The following is a 15,410-nucleotide window of genomic DNA, read 5'->3' as shown; positions in this document are numbered from 1 at the left end:
ACCCCTTATGACCTCAGCCCAGAAGCACCATCCCGAATCACCAACCACCTCACACCCACAAGAAACACAACTCTATATCATTTCCATTTCAAAACTCATAATCATGGCTTCTTTATCAATGGGCCTGTACCTTTATTACTGGCACTATCGACACTGGTTACTCATTAGAGGTCAGCATGGTCTCAGACTCATCCCGCTGCTTTGTACAATTTTCGGCGCTGTAACAATCTACTTCCTAATGAAAAAAATCGTCGCGCGCTGCACTCAAGCGAACCGGCCTGTAGAAGGTAGTGCGGTCGGTGTCACTCTGATGCTTTACGCACCCATCCTGATGATAGTGGGCTGGGAATTCTATATATCCGAAAAGTTATTCGATAGCCTGCCACTCTCAGCTTTCACCCTAATCCCGATTATGCTCACACTCCTCTACACCACCTTTTTCTCGGTGGCAATGGTACAGATACAGCAATCAGTCAATGTTTGTGAGGGTGATGCGTGTGGGTTTGAAAATTCAAAAATAACTTGGGCAAATGTTCTATGGCTGATTGTCTGCTGGATGCCCATTACCGCTCTTTTTGGCTATTTGTCGGCTTACGCACCCTTAATGCAGTAACCCGCGCTGCCTAGCCTTGGCTGAGGTGTATCATCCAGCAACGCCTTGGCCATGGCTCCTGCGCAGATGCGTAGCAAGAGGCTGGAGTTGTTGTAGGTCGCGGGGGCATGATTTGAGAATGCATCAGGGCTGAAAGGTGCTCGCCACAACACATTTAGCGCCTATGAGACCGAGCGCCGCCCGCGCGGCGCTTCGCAGCACAAGGCTGCTCCTACATCTGTTTCGGGCCAGTCACGCCTGTGAGGGCGGCGCGCGACCGCCTTGTTGGTCCGGCACGATATCGCGCCATGCACCAAGGGATCGCGCGGAATAACTGGCCCGGAAGAAATATAGGAGCAGCCTTGTGCTGCAATGCGCCGCGCGGGCGGCGCTCGATTTCCCAGGCGCTATACCTCCCGTGGCGGGCGCCTGTCAGCCCCAAACGCGTCCTGCCCGCTATCGATACACCTACTACTAGAAGGAGCGACGCGTCTGCTGAGAGTGCGGAGGCAACTGCACCTGCGATATCGCGACTTTCATCGTCAACTCGAACCGGCTCCCCAACCCGCGCGTAGATTCATGCGACAGCGTGGCCCCCAGCAACTCGCCCATCTGCCTGCAAATCGACAAGCCGATCCCCAGCCCGCCATAACGCCGGGTCATGGAACCGTCAACCTGGAAAAAACGCTGATAAAGCGTGGCCTGGTCGAGATCATCAAAGCCGATGCCGCTGTCACTGACCGTGAAGGTAAGCGCCAAGTTGTCCGGCCCCAGGCGCTGGCCGCGCACCTGCAGCATGACCCCACCCTGATCGGTGAACTTCAGGCCGTTGTCCAGCAGGCAACCCAGGCAACGGGCCAGTTTTTGCGCATCGGACAGCAGCGCGTCTGGCAGATCGGCAGGTATGTCCAGGCTCAGGTACAACCCTTTGCCCAGCGCCTGGCCAGCGTGTGCGGCTCGCAAGCCTTGCAGCATGTTACGCAGGCTGAAGGGCGCGGCCTGCACACGCAAGCGGCCGCCCTGCAGCTCGGAGAGGGTGAGGATGTCGTCGACCATGTCCATCATGCTCTGCGCCGACGTGACCGCTGTGCGATGGTACTGGGCCATTTCGGCCTCCATCGGCAGGGTGTGCATCAGCTCAAGCGAGCCGATCACACCATTCATCGGGGTGCGCAGTTCATGGGTGACCGTGGCCAGGAACTCGTCCTTCAAGCGGTTGCTCCTGGCCAGTTGCAGGTTCAACTGCTCCAGGGTTCGACCGGTTTCACGCAGGGTCTGCGCCTGTTGCTCGCGCAGGCTGTTGATACGGTCGGCCAGCGCCAGCGACAGCAGCGCCACCTCCAGCGCCGAGCCCAACTGGCTGGCATACATCGTGATAAACACGTTCGGCAAGTAACCCAGCACCATCAAGGTGTTGACCAGCCCGCCCAGCAAAAACGCCGACCAGGCGATGATGAACCAGCGCGCCACCCGCAAACCGCGCGACCAGGCATACACGCCAGCGGCAAAGATGCTGACGGTGAACAGCAACGCCAGCACCGTGGCCATGCGCAGGGCGATGCCATACGGCATGCTCACGGCCAAGACCATCACCAGCCCACCGCCCAGCATCAGCAGTTGCAACAACCGGTCGAAGCCACGGCTGATCTTGCCCAATTGCAGAAAATGCCGGGCGAACTGGCAGCCGAACAAACCGGCAGCGCCAATGAACAAGGGCGTCGAGGCATTCGCCCACCAGGGGCTGTCCGGCCAGAAGTAGGCGACCCCCGCACCGTTCACCGAAACCTGATAAAGACCGAACGAGGCGATGTAGAGGATGTAGTAGAGGTAGCTGACATCCCGCACGCTGAGGTAGATGAACAGGTTGTACACCAGCATCACCAGCAACACGCCGTAGATCATGCCCAATACGTACAAGCGCGTGGGCTGGTCCTCCATGTAGGCCTCGGCCGACCATAGCGCCAGCGGCGCCTGCACCGAACCCTGGCTGTGCAAGCGCAAGTAGACGGTGGTCGCCTGGCCTGGGGGCAGCGGCAACTCGAACAGGTAGTTGTTCTGCCGGATCTGCCGGCTGGCGTAAGGCAAGGCGTCGCCCGTGCGCTGGGCCAGGCGGTAAGTACCGGTGCTGTCGGGCAGGTACAACTCGAGGTGATCCAGGGGGGGGTAGGCCAGTTCCAGCAGCCATTGGCGGGGGGTGGCAGTGGCCGACGGCAGGTAACGCAGGTCGATCTTCAACCAGAACACCGACGTGGAATAACCCGCGTTCAACACAGGCTCGTGATGGGCCCGAAAGTGCTTGGCGAACGTGGGCTCACTGACTTGGGCAATGCTGGTACTGCCATCAGGGTCTTCGAAGACCTGAAGGGTTTCGCCCAGCGGAAGATGGCGGGTAGCGTCGTCGAAGTCGACCGCAACGGCCAGCACGGGCAACAAGCCCAGAAGCACAATCAGCAAATAGCGCATACAGCCCCAGCATGGCCTGTCCGGTCGCGTCGCGGTTGCCTCCCATCCGTTTGAGACGACGTAATCCGGCAGAACCCGTTTGTCGAGTTATCCGAGCACTCTAGCATAGCTTTCCTACCTGGCAATCGGCCATCTCGAATTGCGGCCAAAAGGCTCTAAATCAATACTTTCAGCAGAACAGCACACCTTAATCTGACCAGTCGATCAGCAAAACTCATTTGTAGGACGATCCCCACAAATGGGTTTGGTGGTAAGCTCGCCGCCCATGAATACCTACAGCTCCCGCCCCGTTGTCCTCTGTCTCTCCGGCCACGACCCCAGTGGCGGCGCCGGCTTGCAGGCAGATATCGAAGCCCTGATCGCCCAAGGCTGTCACGCCGCACCCGCGGTGACCGCCCTGACCGTCCAGGATACCGTCAATGTTTCCGACTTCCGCGTGCTCGACCGCGAGTGGGTGCTGGCCCAGGCCAACGCCGTGCTGGCTGACTCCACGGTAGCGGCCGTCAAGCTGGGCATGCTCGGTTCGATCGACATGGTCGACACCGTCGCCGAACTGCTTGCCGCCCACCCGCACCTGCCGCTGGTCTGCGACCCGGTCCTGCGTGCCGGTGGCGGTGGCCGCCTGGGCAAGGACGAAGTGGGCTACGCCGTGCGCGAACGCCTGCTGCCGCTGGCGACCATCGCCACGCCGAACCTGCCGGAAGCGCGCATTCTCGCCGAGCTGCCTGAAGGCACCGCCGACGAGTGTGCCGAGAAACTGTTGCCGTTCTGTAGACACCTGTTGATTACCGGGGGTCACGGCGACGAAGACGAAATCCACAACCGCCTGTACAGCCGCGATGGCCAACGCCTGACCTGGACCTGCCAACGCCTGCCAGGCAGCTACCACGGTTCCGGCTGCACCCTGGCCAGCGCCCTGGCCGGCCGACTGGCCCTGGGCGAAGCACTGCAAAGCGCTGTGCGCAGCGCCCTGGACTACACCTGGCGCACCCTGCGTGACGCCGAGCAACTGGGCAAGGGCCAGTACGTGCCGCGCCGCCTGCCCCTGGATTTCTGCTCCTGATACGAGGCTTTCAGATGAAGCTACGCGGTCTGTACGCAATCACCGACAGCCAGCTGCTCGCCGGCCGTTTTCTGTCCCATGTCGAAGCGGCCCTGGACGGCGGGGTGCGACTGTTGCAGTACCGCGACAAGAGTGACGACGCCGCGCGTCGCCTGCGCGAAGCCGAAGCCTTGAAGCAACTGTGCGAGCGCTACGACACCCAGCTGATCATCAACGACGACGCCGAACTGGCCGCACGCCTGGGTGTCGGCGTGCACCTGGGCCAGACCGACGGCCCGCTGACCCCGGCCCGTGCGTTGCTGGGCCGCGAGGCCATCATCGGCTCGACCTGCCACGCGCAGCTCGACCTGGCCCGCCAGGCCGCCAGCGAAGGCGCCAGCTACGTGGCCTTCGGTCGCTTTTTCAACTCCGTGACAAAGCCGGGCGCACCGGCCGCCAGCCTCGACCTGCTGGAACAGGCCCGCGCCCAGGTCAAGCTGCCGATCGCCGTGATCGGCGGCGTCACCCTCGACAACGCTGCCCCGTTGGTCGCCCATGGCGCCGACCTGCTGGCGGTGATCCACGGCCTGTTTGGTACCGATAGCGCGCAGGAAGTCACCCGCCGCGCCCGAGCCTTCAACGCCCTGTTCGCTTCCTGATTTCGAGAGAAGATCCCATGTCCCGTTCCGAAACCCTGTTCGCCCAAGCCCAGAAGCACATCCCGGGTGGCGTCAACTCGCCCGTCCGCGCGTTCAAGAGCGTTGGCGGCACGCCGTTGTTCTTCAAGCACGCCGAAGGCGCCTATGTCGTTGACGAAGACGACAAGCGCTACGTCGACTACGTGGGTTCCTGGGGCCCGATGATCCTCGGCCACGGCCACCCTGAAGTGCTCGATGCGGTGCGCAACCAACTGCAACACGGCCTGTCCTACGGCGCCCCGACCGCCATGGAAACCGAGATGGCCGACCTGGTCTGCTCGCTCGTGCCGTCGATGGAAATGGTCCGCATGGTCAGCTCGGGCACGGAAGCCACCATGAGCGCCATCCGCCTGGCCCGTGGCTACACCGGCCGCGACGCCATCATCAAGTTCGAAGGCTGCTACCACGGCCACTCCGACAGCCTGCTGGTGAAAGCCGGCTCGGGCCTTCTTACGCAAGGCGTGCCAAGCTCGGCGGGCGTGCCGGCTGACTTCGCCAAACACACCCTGACCCTGCCGTTCAACGACATTGCCGCGGTCGAAAAAACCCTGGCTGACGTCGGCCAGACCGTGGCGTGCATCATTGTCGAGCCGGTGGCCGGCAACATGAACTGCGTACCGCCAGCCCCGGGCTTCCTCGAAGGCCTGCGCGAGCAGTGCGACAAGCACGGCGTGGTGTTGATCTTCGACGAAGTGATGACCGGCTTCCGCGTCTCGCTGGGCGGCGCCCAAGGCTACTATGGCATCACCCCTGACCTGTCGACCTTCGGCAAGATCGTCGGCGGCGGCATGCCGGTCGGCTGCTTCGGCGGCAAGCGCGAGATCATGGGCTGCATCGCCCCGCTGGGCCCGGTCTACCAGGCCGGTACCCTGTCGGGCAACCCGCTGGCCATGGCCGCCGGCCTGACCACGCTGAAACTGATCAGCCGCCCAGGCTTCCACGCCGAACTGACCGATTTCACCAGCCGCATGCTCGACGGCCTGCAACAGCGTGCCGATGCCGCTGGCGTACCGTTCGTCACCACACAGGCGGGCGCCATGTTCGGCCTGTACTTCAGCGGCGCCGATGACATCGTCACCTTCGACGACGTGATGGCCAGCGATGCGGATCGCTTCAAGCGCTTCTTCCACCTGATGCTCGACGGTGGCGTGTACCTGGCGCCGAGCGCGTTCGAGGCGGGCTTCACCTCCATCGCCCATGGCGACAAGGAGCTGCAGATCACCCTGGATGCGGCTGAAAAGGCCTTTGCTGCACTGAAGTAAATCGCCACATTTGCCCCTGTAGGAGCGCCCTTACAGCCCTTTCGCGACGTAAGGCCGCTCCTACACAATCAGCTGACTTCCCCAACCCGACAGAATTTCGCGTAAAACTTTGTAAGGTTGGCGCTGCTTATCCCATAATGTGCCACCAGAGACATTGGCCGCAGCTTTGCAGAGGTAAGTCGATCCCCATGAACCGCACCGGCCGCGCCCTGACCCTGGGCTGCCTGTTGCTTCTTCAGCCCCTGCTGGCCCTGGCGGAGGGTGGTAACTCATTGCTGATTCCAGCGACGAGCCGCTGCACCCTGAATGTTCAGCCAGAAGACCTCGCCAATGCCCTCAAGGCCTGCGAGCAGACGGCGACGACGGGGGATGCCCAGGCGCAGTTCGAACTGGGCGAGTACTACTACACCCAGACGCCCAAAGACCTGAACAAGGCCCTGAACTGGTTTCAGCAGGCCTCGTTGCAAGGCCACGCCCAGGCCCAATACCGGCTTGGCGCCATGTTCTTCCGCGGCGAAGGGGTCAAGGCCAATAACGTGCAGGCCTACATTCTGCTGAAGATGGCGGCGGTCAACGGCGCCGAAGATGCGCTGGACATGGCCGACGAAGTGACCGAGCAGATGCCCCGCGACGAGCTGGAACACGCGACCCAGGTGCTCGGCCAGATCTTCCGCAAGTACCTGCTTGAACTGCAGAACGCCGAAGGGCGCTCGCCGTTCTCGCCACTTCCCTGAAACGCCCTACTTCTCTGGCATCGGCATGGGGAACGGCATCACATTGCCGCCGCCCTTGGCCTCGCTGATCTTCGCCGTGCCCAAGCGCTCGACCTCGTCGATGCGCACGATCGAATGCATCGGCACGAAGCTGCGGATCACGCCCTCGAACTGGCTCTTGAGCTTCTCTTCGCTGGGGTCGACCACCACCTGGGTGCGCTCGCCGAAGACGAACTCCTCGATTTCCAGGAAGCCCCACAGGTCGCTCTGGTAGATCTGCTTGGCATACATCTCGAAGACCTGCCCCTGGTTGAGGAAGATCACTTTATAGATGGCGGGTTCGCGTTTGCTCATGGTTGGCGGGATAACACATGCGTAAGAAAAGGTGCGCATCATAGCAGTGCCGGCCTCTTCGCGGGTAAACCCGCTCCCACAGGCGCTCCACCGGCCTTGAAACCTGCGCAGTACCTGTGGGAGCGGGTTCACCCGCGAAGAGGCCAGAACAGGCCCTACATACCGTTGAACGTTTCAGTGCTTTCGCCACTGCCATTCAAGGGTTATTCTTGAGCTCACACCCATTGCCGTCGGGCGGCTAAAAACGACCTTGAACGCACCCATAGAACCTCATCGTTTCATCCTCGAACCTTTCGAGGCCCACCGTTTCGCCAACTTGTGCGGCCAGTTCGACGAGCACCTGCGCCTCATCGAGCAACGCCTGGCCATCGAGATCCGCAACCGCGGCAATCAGTTCGAACTGATCGGCGAACCCAAGACCACCTCCGCTGCCGAGCAACTGCTGCGCCGCCTCTACCGCGAGGCCAAGGCCACCGACTTGTCGCCAGAAACGGTCCACCTGTACCTGCAGGAATCGACCGTCGAGAACATCGACAACCCGGCGGTCAACGAGGTCAGCGTCTCGTTGCGCACGCGCAAGGGCAACATTCGCCCGCGCGGTGTCAACCAGCAGCGGTACGTCAAGGAAATCCTGGCCAACGACATCAACTTCGGCATCGGCCCGGCCGGTACCGGCAAGACGTACCTGGCCGTGGCCTGTGCCGTAGATGCCCTGGAGCGCGAGCAAGTGCGCCGCATCCTGCTGGTACGCCCGGCAGTCGAAGCGGGCGAAAAGCTCGGCTTCCTGCCCGGTGACCTGGCACAGAAGATCGACCCGTACCTGCGCCCGCTGTACGACGCCCTGTACGAAATGCTGGGCTTCGAACACGTAGCCAAGCTGATCGAGCGCCAGGTGATCGAGATCGCCCCGCTGGCCTACATGCGTGGCCGTACCCTGAACAACAGCTTCATCATCCTCGACGAAAGCCAGAACACCACGCTCGAGCAGATGAAGATGTTCCTCACCCGCATCGGCTTCGGCTCGACGGCGGTGATCACCGGTGACATCACCCAGGTCGACCTGCCCCGTGGCACGAAGTCGGGCCTGGCGCACGTGATCGAGGTGCTCCGGGACGTTCCGGGTATCAGCTTTACCCATTTCCAACCCAAAGATGTGGTTCGTCACCCACTGGTGCAACGCATCGTCGAGGCCTACGACCGCTTCGAAGGCCGTCAGGCCAAGCCAGAGGCCCCCGGCAAAGATGCTTGAACTTGACTTGCAACGGGCCACGGACGCCGCCGCCCCTGACGATGCTGCCTTCCGCCGCTGGTGCGAGCTGGCCCTGCGCCAGCGCAGCGCCGACTCGGAGATGACCATCCGCCTGGTCGACGAAGCCGAAGGCCGCGAGCTGAACCACACCTACCGGCACAAGGACTACGCGACCAATGTGCTGTCGTTCCCGGCCGACGTGCCTGATGACCTGCTCGATATCCCCCTGCTAGGCGACCTGGTGATCTGCGTGGCGGTGGTCGAGCGCGAGGCCGCCGAACAGGGCAAAACCCTGGAAGCCCATTGGGCGCACCTGGTCATCCACGGCTGCCTGCACTTGCTCGGCTACGACCACATCGACGATGACGAAGCCGAGGAAATGGAAGCCCTGGAACGAGAATTGCTGGCAGAACTGGGTCACCCTGACCCGTATGCCGACGATGAAGACGAAACCATCACACACTGATACTGCAAGGATCACGAGAACCGCCATGAGCGAAGATCGATCGAGCAACGGGCAAAAGTCCTGGCTGGGTAAACTGACCCAGGCTTTTGCCCATGAGCCGAAAAACCGCCAGGAGCTCCTTGAGCTGCTGCGCGAAGCCCATCAGAACAAGCTGCTCGACAGCGAAGCGCTGACCATTGTCGAAGGCGCCATCCAGGTTGCTGACCTGCAGGTACGCGACATCATGGTGCCGCGCTCGCAAATGATCAGCATCAAGGCCAGCCAATCGCCTCGCGAGTTCCTGCCGGCGGTGATCGACGCCGCGCACTCGCGCTACCCGGTGATCGGCGAAAGCCACGATGATGTGCTGGGCATCCTGCTCGCCAAGGACCTGCTGCCGCTGATCCTCAAAGAGAACGGCGACAGCTTCAACATCAAGGACCTGCTGCGCCCGGCCACCTTCGTGCCGGAGTCCAAGCGCCTGAACGTGCTGCTGCGCGAGTTCCGCGCCAACCATAACCACATGGCCGTCGTCATCGACGAGTACGGCGGTGTGGCAGGCCTGGTGACCATCGAGGACGTGCTCGAACAGATCGTCGGTGACATCGAGGACGAACACGACGTCGAGGAAGACAGCTACATCAAGCCGCTGCCCAGCGGCGACTTCCTGGTCAAGGCGCTGACCCCGATCGAGAACTTTAACGAGTTCTTCGACAGCACCTTCTCCGATGACGAATTCGACACCGTGGGCGGCCTGGTGATGAGCGCGTTCGGGCACCTGCCCAAGCGCAACGAAACCACCGAGATCGGTGCCTACAAGTTCCGCATTCTCAATGCCGACAGCCGGCGGATTCACCTGCTGCGCCTGACACCGATCACCCGCTAAGGACAATCATGCGTTGGATCACCCGCCCCGGCTGGCCCGGTAACCTGCTGGCCATGGCGGCCGGCGCTTCCACCCTCCTGGCCCTGGCGCCGTTCGACATCTGGCCGCTGGCCCTGTTGTCCATCGCCCTGCTTTACCTTGGCCTGCGCGAGCTCAGCCCGCGCCAGGCCATGGGCCGCGGCTGGTGTTTCGGCTTTGGCCTGTACGGCGCCGGCACCTGGTGGATCTACGTCAGCATGAACACCTACGGCGGCGCTTCGCCGCTGCTGGCGATCCTGCTGCTGCTGGCGTTCTTCGCCGCCCTTGCCTGGTTCTTCGCCCTGCCCACGTGGCTGTGGGCGCGCTGGCTGCGGCGCAACGAGGCGCCGCTGGCCGATGCCTTGTGCTTCGCTGCCCTGTGGCTGTTGCAAGAGGCCTTCCGGGGCTGGTTCCTGACCGGCTTCCCCTGGCTTTATGCGGGCTACAGCCAGCTCGATGGCCCCTTGGCGGGCTTGGCGCCGCTAGGCGGCGTGTGGCTGATTTCCTTCACCCTGGCGCTTAGCGCTGCCTTGCTGTGCAACCTGCATCGGCTACGCGCCCGGCCCTCGTTCCTGGCCGTCGCCGGCGTGCTGTTGCTGGGCCCCTGGGTACTGGGCATGGCCCTCAAGGGGCACGCCTGGACCAAGCCTGCGGGTGATCCGCTCAAGGTGGCCGCCATCCAAGGCAACGTCGAGCAAGAGGTGAAATGGGACCCCGCGCACATCGACGCGCAGCTGGCGTTGTACCGCGACATGACCTTCACCTCGAAGCCCGTAGACCTGCTGATCTGGCCCGAAACCGCGGTGCCGGTGCTCAAGGACCAGGCCCAGGGCTATATCGACGTGATGGGCCGCTTTGCCGCCGAGCGGCATTCGGCGCTGATCACCGGCGTCCCCGTACGTGAGGTGGTGCACCACCAACGCCGCTATTACAACGGCATCACCGTGACCGGCGAAGGCGACGGCACCTACCTCAAGCAGAAACTGGTGCCGTTTGGCGAGTATGTGCCGCTGCAAGACATGCTGCGTGGCGCGATCGAGTTCTTCAACCTGCCCATGTCGGACTTTGCCCGGGGCCCCGAAGACCAGCCGCTGTTGCAGGCCAAGGGTTACCAGATCGCGCCGTACATCTGCTACGAAGTGGTCTACCCCGAGTTCGCGGCGAGCCTGGCGGCGCGTAGCGACCTGCTGCTGACCATCAGCAACGACACCTGGTTCGGCACCTCCATCGGCCCCCTGCAACACCTGCAGATGGCGCAGATGCGGGCACTGGAAGCCGGCCGCTGGATGATCCGCGCCACCAACAACGGCATAACCGCGCTGATCGACCCGTTCGGGCGCATTACCACGCAAATTCCGCAGTTCCAGCAGGCGGTGCTGTATGGCGAGGTGGTGCCGATGCAGCAATTGACGCCTTACCTGCAGTGGCGCTCGTGGCCGCTGGCGATCCTCTGTGTGCTGTTGCTGGGCTGGGCGTTGCTGGCCGGGCGCATCGCCAAGACCGTTTGAGTTCTCCTGCACCGGCCTCTTCGCGGGTAAACCCGCTCCCACAGGATCTCCACTGGCCTCGACGACAGTGGAGACCCTGTGGGAGCGGGTTTACCCGCGAAGAGGCCAGCACAAGCAATACAAGGCTCAATAGAACAACCGATACCCCAACAACCCAACGGCTTCATTGAGCAACTGCCCGCTCTGCCACATCGCCCGGCTCTCTGGCAGCAACCCACCGAACGGCCGTGCATGATCACGCCCGAGGAATCCCACCGGCGCCGGCACCACCTCGAACCCGGCCTGCTCGAAGCTCCAGCGCGAGCGCTGCATGTGCCACGCCTGGGTCACCACCACCACCCGGCGGATACCCAACGGCTGCAACACCTTGGCGCTCATCTGGGCATTTTCCCAGGTCGTGCGGCTGTCCTCTTCCTTCCACTTCACCTGCACCGCGAAATCCTCATGCAGGCGGTCCGCCATCAACCGCGCCTCGCTCGGCGGCGTACCGTAGTGCAAGCCACCGCTGGTCAGCACCGGCAACCCCGACGCCTTGGCCAGCCGCGCAGCAAAGCGCATGCGCTCAAGGGCCGTTGCCGTAGGCTGGTCATCCCCACCCCAAGCCGGGTCGCCGCGCTCACGCCCGGCACCTAGCACGACGATGGCATCCGCCCTGCCGGCAAGGCCCGCCCACTCGCTGACCTGCAAAGGCGGTTCGGTTTCCAGCAACCGTGCCGACTCCTGCACCACCAGGGGCAAACTCATCAGCCACAGGCCACCCAGCCCCACTGCAAAGCACAGCCCCGCCAGCCGCGGGCGGCGGGTACGCAGCCACCAGGCGGCCAGCAGCAGCAGGAACAGGACGCCCGGCGGCATCAGCCATTGCTTGATGAAGAATCGAATGGGCATCGGCTACACCTCCATGGAAGGCGTGCAGCCTAAGAGGATCGACGCCGGGCAACAAGTGTGCGGCCGGCGACGATCGTGAGAAGTGTATTGAAGAACCGGCGCGCGATGGCCTGCGCCTGGCGTCCTGAACGGCTAACGATGCGGCAGCGTCCTGGATCTCGCCGTGCTGGCGGGGCGTTTCTTGTCCTTGAGCCAGATGATCTTGGCCGATGTCGGCTCCGCTTGCGGGTAACTGCCGGCACAGGCATTTTGGCGCTCCGGAAGGGATTCCAGGTAGGCCTTGATCACTTCGAACTCTGCGTGGCTAAGGCCGCGCAACTCCAGCTCGGCTGGACTCTCGTCGCGCAATCGTACCGACGTCCGGGCAACTTCCAATGCCAGGCCAAGGCGGTCGATCAGGCGTTCGTAAAGCTCCGGTTTGATTGCGGGTAGCTGCGTCTCTCCCATCCGTTCACCTCATTGAAGATAAAAATATCTCCCCCCACACCTGAGCTTAGCGTCACTCTAAAAAGCAGCCGTTTGCCGCGACCAGCGGGCATTCGCAATCAAGGTTTCCCACGATGCGCAGCGCTGCTGTATGCTACGGCGTTCACTCTAAACGACACCGGAGTACCGGTTGCAGCGAGGTTCCGCTGCCTGGAACAAGGTCTCTTCTCTCTCAGCCAAAAGTAGCCATGCACGAACAATACACGCCCCGTGATATCGAAGCCGCCGCCCAGAACTTCTGGGACGAGCAACAATCGTTCGCTGTTACCGAACAGCCAGGCAAAGACACCTACTATTGCCTATCGATGTTCCCGTACCCGAGCGGCAAGCTACACATGGGCCACGTGCGCAACTACACCATCGGTGACGTGATTGCCCGCTACCAGCGCATGCTGGGCAAAAACGTCCTGCAGCCGATGGGCTGGGACGCTTTCGGCATGCCCGCGGAAAACGCGGCGATGAAAAACAACGTCGCCCCGGCCAAGTGGACGTACGAAAACATCGACTACATGAAGACCCAGCTCAAGAGCCTGGGCCTGGCCATCGATTGGGCACGTGAAGTCACCACCTGCAAGCCGGACTACTACCGCTGGGAACAGTGGCTGTTCACCCGCCTGTTCGAAAAGGGCGTCATCTACCGCAAGAACGGTACCGTGAACTGGGACCCGGCCGACCAGACCGTGCTCGCCAACGAGCAGGTCATCGACGGCCGTGGCTGGCGTTCGGGCGCGCTGATTGAGAAGCGCGAAATCCCGATGTACTACTTCCGCATCACCGACTACGCCGACGAGCTGCTCGAGAGCCTCGACGAGCTGCCGGGCTGGCCTGAACAGGTCAAGACCATGCAGCGCAACTGGATCGGCAAGTCGCGCGGCATGGAAGTCCAGTTCCCGTTCGACCAGGCCAGCATCGGCCACGAAGGCGCCCTCAAGGTCTTCACCACCCGTCCTGACACGCTGATGGGCGCCACCTACGTCGCCGTCGCCGCCGAACACCCGCTGGCCACCCAGGCTGCCCAAGGCAACCCGGCGCTGCAGGCGTTCATCGACGAGTGCAAGAGCGGCAGCGTCGCCGAGGCCGACATGGCCACCCAGGAGAAGAAGGGCATGCCCACTTCCCTGCTGGTCGAACACCCGCTGACCGGCGAGAAGCTGCCGGTTTGGGTCGCCAACTACGTGCTGATGCACTACGGCGATGGCGCAGTGATGGCCGTGCCGGCCCACGACGAGCGCGACTTCGAGTTCGCCCACAAGTACAACCTGCCGGTCAAAGCCGTGGTGCGCACCAGCGCTGGCGATGAAGTCGGCAACGAGTGGCAGGCTGCCTACGGCGAGCATGGCCAACTGATCAATTCCGGCGAGTTCGACGGCCTGGACTTCGCCGGCGCTTTCGACGCCATCGAAGCCGCCCTGATCCGCAAGGAACTCGGCAAGTCGCGCACCCAGTTCCGCCTGCGCGACTGGGGCATCAGCCGTCAGCGTTACTGGGGCTGCCCGATCCCGATCATCCACTGCCCGTCCTGCGGCGACGTGCCGGTGCCGGAAGACCAGCTGCCGGTCACCCTGCCAGAAAACGTGGTACCGGACGGTGCCGGCTCGCCGCTGGCGCGCATGCCCGAGTTCTACGAATGCACCTGCCCGAAATGCGGCACGGCGGCCAAGCGCGAAACCGACACCATGGACACCTTCGTCGAGTCGTCCTGGTACTTCGCCCGCTACGCCTCGCCAAACTACGACCAAGGCCTGGTCGACCCTAAAGCCGCCAACCACTGGCTGCCGGTCGACCAGTACATCGGCGGTATCGAGCACGCGATCCTGCACCTGCTGTACGCGCGCTTCTTCCACAAGCTGATGCGTGACGAAGGCCTGGTCACCTCGAACGAGCCGTTCAAGAACCTGCTGACCCAGGGCATGGTAGTCGCCGAGACCTACTACCGCGTTGCCAGCAACGGCGGCAAGGACTGGTTCAACCCGGCCGACGTCGAGATCGAACGTGACGCCAAGGCCAAGATCATTGGCGCCCGCCTGAAGACCGACGGCCTGCCAGTGGAAATCGGCGGCACCGAGAAGATGTCGAAGTCGAAGAACAACGGCGTCGACCCGCAATCGATGATCGAAGCCTACGGCGCCGATACCTGCCGCCTGTTCATGATGTTCGCATCGCCGCCCGACATGAGCCTGGAGTGGTCCGATTCCGGCGTCGAAGGTGCCAGCCGCTTCCTGCGCCGTGTCTGGCGTCTGGCCCAAGGCCACGTCAGCCAGGGCCTGCCGGGCAAGCTGGATGTCGCCACGCTGGACGACGCGCAAAAGGTCATCCGCCGCGCCATCCACGCCGCGATCAAGCAGGCCAGCACCGACGTGGGCCAGTACCACAAGTTCAACACCGCCATCGCCCAGGTGATGACCGTGATGAACGTCCTGGAAAAGGCCCCGCAAGCCACCGAACAGGACCGTGCCCTGCTGCAGGAAGGCCTTGAAGCCGTCACCCTGCTGCTGGCGCCGATCACCCCGCACATCTCCCACGAACTGTGGAAGGCGCTGGGCCACGACCAGGCGGTCATCGATGCTGGCTGGCCAGCCGTCGACGAGAGCGCACTGGTACAGGACAGCATCGTCCTGGTGGTGCAGGTCAACGGCAAGCTGCGTGGCCAGGTCGAAATGCCGGCCGCCGCCAGCCGCGAGGAAATCGAAGCCGCCGCCCGCAGCAACGAGAATGTCCTGCGCTTCATCGATGGCCTGACCATCCGCAAGGTCATCGTGGTACCGGGCAAGCTGGTCAACATCGTCGCCAATTGATGGCACGCCCG

At 62.9% G+C, this 15,410-nt stretch carries 14 protein-coding genes; 10 read left to right on the top strand and 4 right to left on the bottom strand.

The window, feature by feature from the left end:
* Positions 1–7 precede the first annotated feature (7 nt).
* The gene (locus QOS90_RS03820) at positions 8–613 is read left to right on the top strand and encodes a hypothetical protein (protein WP_256577346.1); all 606 of its coding nucleotides are present in this window, start codon (positions 8–10) and stop codon (positions 611–613) included.
* A 453-nt stretch (positions 614–1,066) separates the two neighbouring features.
* Here the strand turns inward: QOS90_RS03820 and QOS90_RS03815 are convergent, their stop codons facing one another.
* Entirely contained in the window at positions 1,067–3,055 is a 1,989-nt protein-coding gene (locus QOS90_RS03815; protein WP_085272347.1) for a sensor histidine kinase, read from the bottom strand.
* Positions 3,056–3,320: 265 nt separating this feature from the next.
* On the opposite strand from QOS90_RS03815, the gene QOS90_RS03810 reads away from it, so the two are divergent.
* From QOS90_RS03810 to QOS90_RS03795, 4 genes are all read left to right on the top strand, one after another.
* Positions 3,321–4,118 carry a hydroxymethylpyrimidine/phosphomethylpyrimidine kinase gene (locus tag QOS90_RS03810; RefSeq protein WP_085272375.1) on the top strand — a complete coding sequence of 266 codons (798 nt, stop codon included), beginning with the start codon at positions 3,321–3,323 and terminating at the stop codon, positions 4,116–4,118.
* A 14-nt stretch (positions 4,119–4,132) separates the two neighbouring features.
* Entirely contained in the window at positions 4,133–4,756 is a 624-nt protein-coding gene (gene thiE / locus QOS90_RS03805; RefSeq protein WP_027592630.1) for a thiamine phosphate synthase, read from the top strand.
* Positions 4,757–4,773: 17 nt separating this feature from the next.
* Positions 4,774–6,057 carry a glutamate-1-semialdehyde 2,1-aminomutase gene (hemL, locus tag QOS90_RS03800; protein ID WP_085272346.1) on the top strand — a complete coding sequence of 428 codons (1,284 nt, stop codon included), beginning with the start codon at positions 4,774–4,776 and terminating at the stop codon, positions 6,055–6,057.
* A 188-nt stretch (positions 6,058–6,245) separates the two neighbouring features.
* Positions 6,246–6,791 carry a tetratricopeptide repeat protein gene (locus QOS90_RS03795; RefSeq protein ID WP_027592628.1) on the top strand — a complete coding sequence of 182 codons (546 nt, stop codon included), beginning with the start codon at positions 6,246–6,248 and terminating at the stop codon, positions 6,789–6,791.
* Positions 6,792–6,797: 6 nt separating this feature from the next.
* On the opposite strand, the gene QOS90_RS03790 is transcribed toward QOS90_RS03795, so the two are convergent.
* A complete protein-coding gene (locus QOS90_RS03790; RefSeq protein ID WP_027592627.1) occupies positions 6,798–7,124 on the bottom strand; it encodes a DUF1820 family protein in 327 nt (108 codons plus the stop codon).
* A gap of 250 nt (positions 7,125–7,374) precedes the next feature.
* Here QOS90_RS03790 and QOS90_RS03785 point away from each other — a divergent pair, with 250 nt between their 5' ends.
* Genes QOS90_RS03785 through lnt form a run of 4 tightly spaced genes read left to right on the top strand, consistent with a single transcriptional unit; the run spans position 7,375 to position 11,230 of the window.
* Positions 7,375–8,373, top strand: a complete 999-nt coding sequence (locus tag QOS90_RS03785; RefSeq protein WP_027592626.1) for a PhoH family protein — start codon at positions 7,375–7,377, stop codon at positions 8,371–8,373.
* Positions 8,366–8,839 carry an rRNA maturation RNase YbeY gene (gene ybeY, locus QOS90_RS03780; RefSeq protein WP_027592625.1) on the top strand — a complete coding sequence of 158 codons (474 nt, stop codon included), beginning with the start codon at positions 8,366–8,368 and terminating at the stop codon, positions 8,837–8,839. The genes QOS90_RS03785 and ybeY overlap by 8 nt, the downstream gene beginning before the upstream one ends.
* A 25-nt stretch (positions 8,840–8,864) precedes the next feature.
* Positions 8,865–9,704, top strand: coding sequence for a CorC family transporter (locus QOS90_RS03775; RefSeq protein ID WP_027592624.1), 840 nt, complete (start codon positions 8,865–8,867; stop codon positions 9,702–9,704).
* 8 nt (positions 9,705–9,712) lie between these two features.
* Positions 9,713–11,230, top strand: a complete 1,518-nt coding sequence (lnt, locus tag QOS90_RS03770) for an apolipoprotein N-acyltransferase (protein WP_027592623.1) — start codon at positions 9,713–9,715, stop codon at positions 11,228–11,230.
* A 126-nt stretch (positions 11,231–11,356) separates the two neighbouring features.
* Here the strand turns inward: lnt and QOS90_RS03765 are convergent, their stop codons facing one another.
* Positions 11,357–12,118, bottom strand: a complete 762-nt coding sequence (locus tag QOS90_RS03765) for a YdcF family protein (RefSeq protein WP_027592622.1) — start codon at positions 12,116–12,118, stop codon at positions 11,357–11,359.
* Positions 12,119–12,250: 132 nt separating this feature from the next.
* Complete coding sequence (locus QOS90_RS03760; RefSeq protein WP_027592621.1) at positions 12,251–12,565, bottom strand: hypothetical protein; 315 nt, start codon at positions 12,563–12,565, stop codon at positions 12,251–12,253.
* Between the two features lie 227 nt (positions 12,566–12,792).
* On the opposite strand from QOS90_RS03760, the gene leuS reads away from it, so the two are divergent.
* Positions 12,793–15,399, top strand: coding sequence for a leucine--tRNA ligase (gene leuS / locus QOS90_RS03755; protein WP_027592620.1), 2,607 nt, complete (start codon positions 12,793–12,795; stop codon positions 15,397–15,399).
* Positions 15,400–15,410 lie beyond the last annotated feature (11 nt).

The sequence above is a fragment of the Pseudomonas sp. LAIL14HWK12:I10 genome (assembly GCF_900184205.1).
In the GTDB taxonomy this organism is placed as follows: domain Bacteria; phylum Pseudomonadota; class Gammaproteobacteria; order Pseudomonadales; family Pseudomonadaceae; genus Aquipseudomonas; species Aquipseudomonas kermanshahensis.
This window is presented reverse-complemented; position numbering and strand designations above follow the sequence as displayed.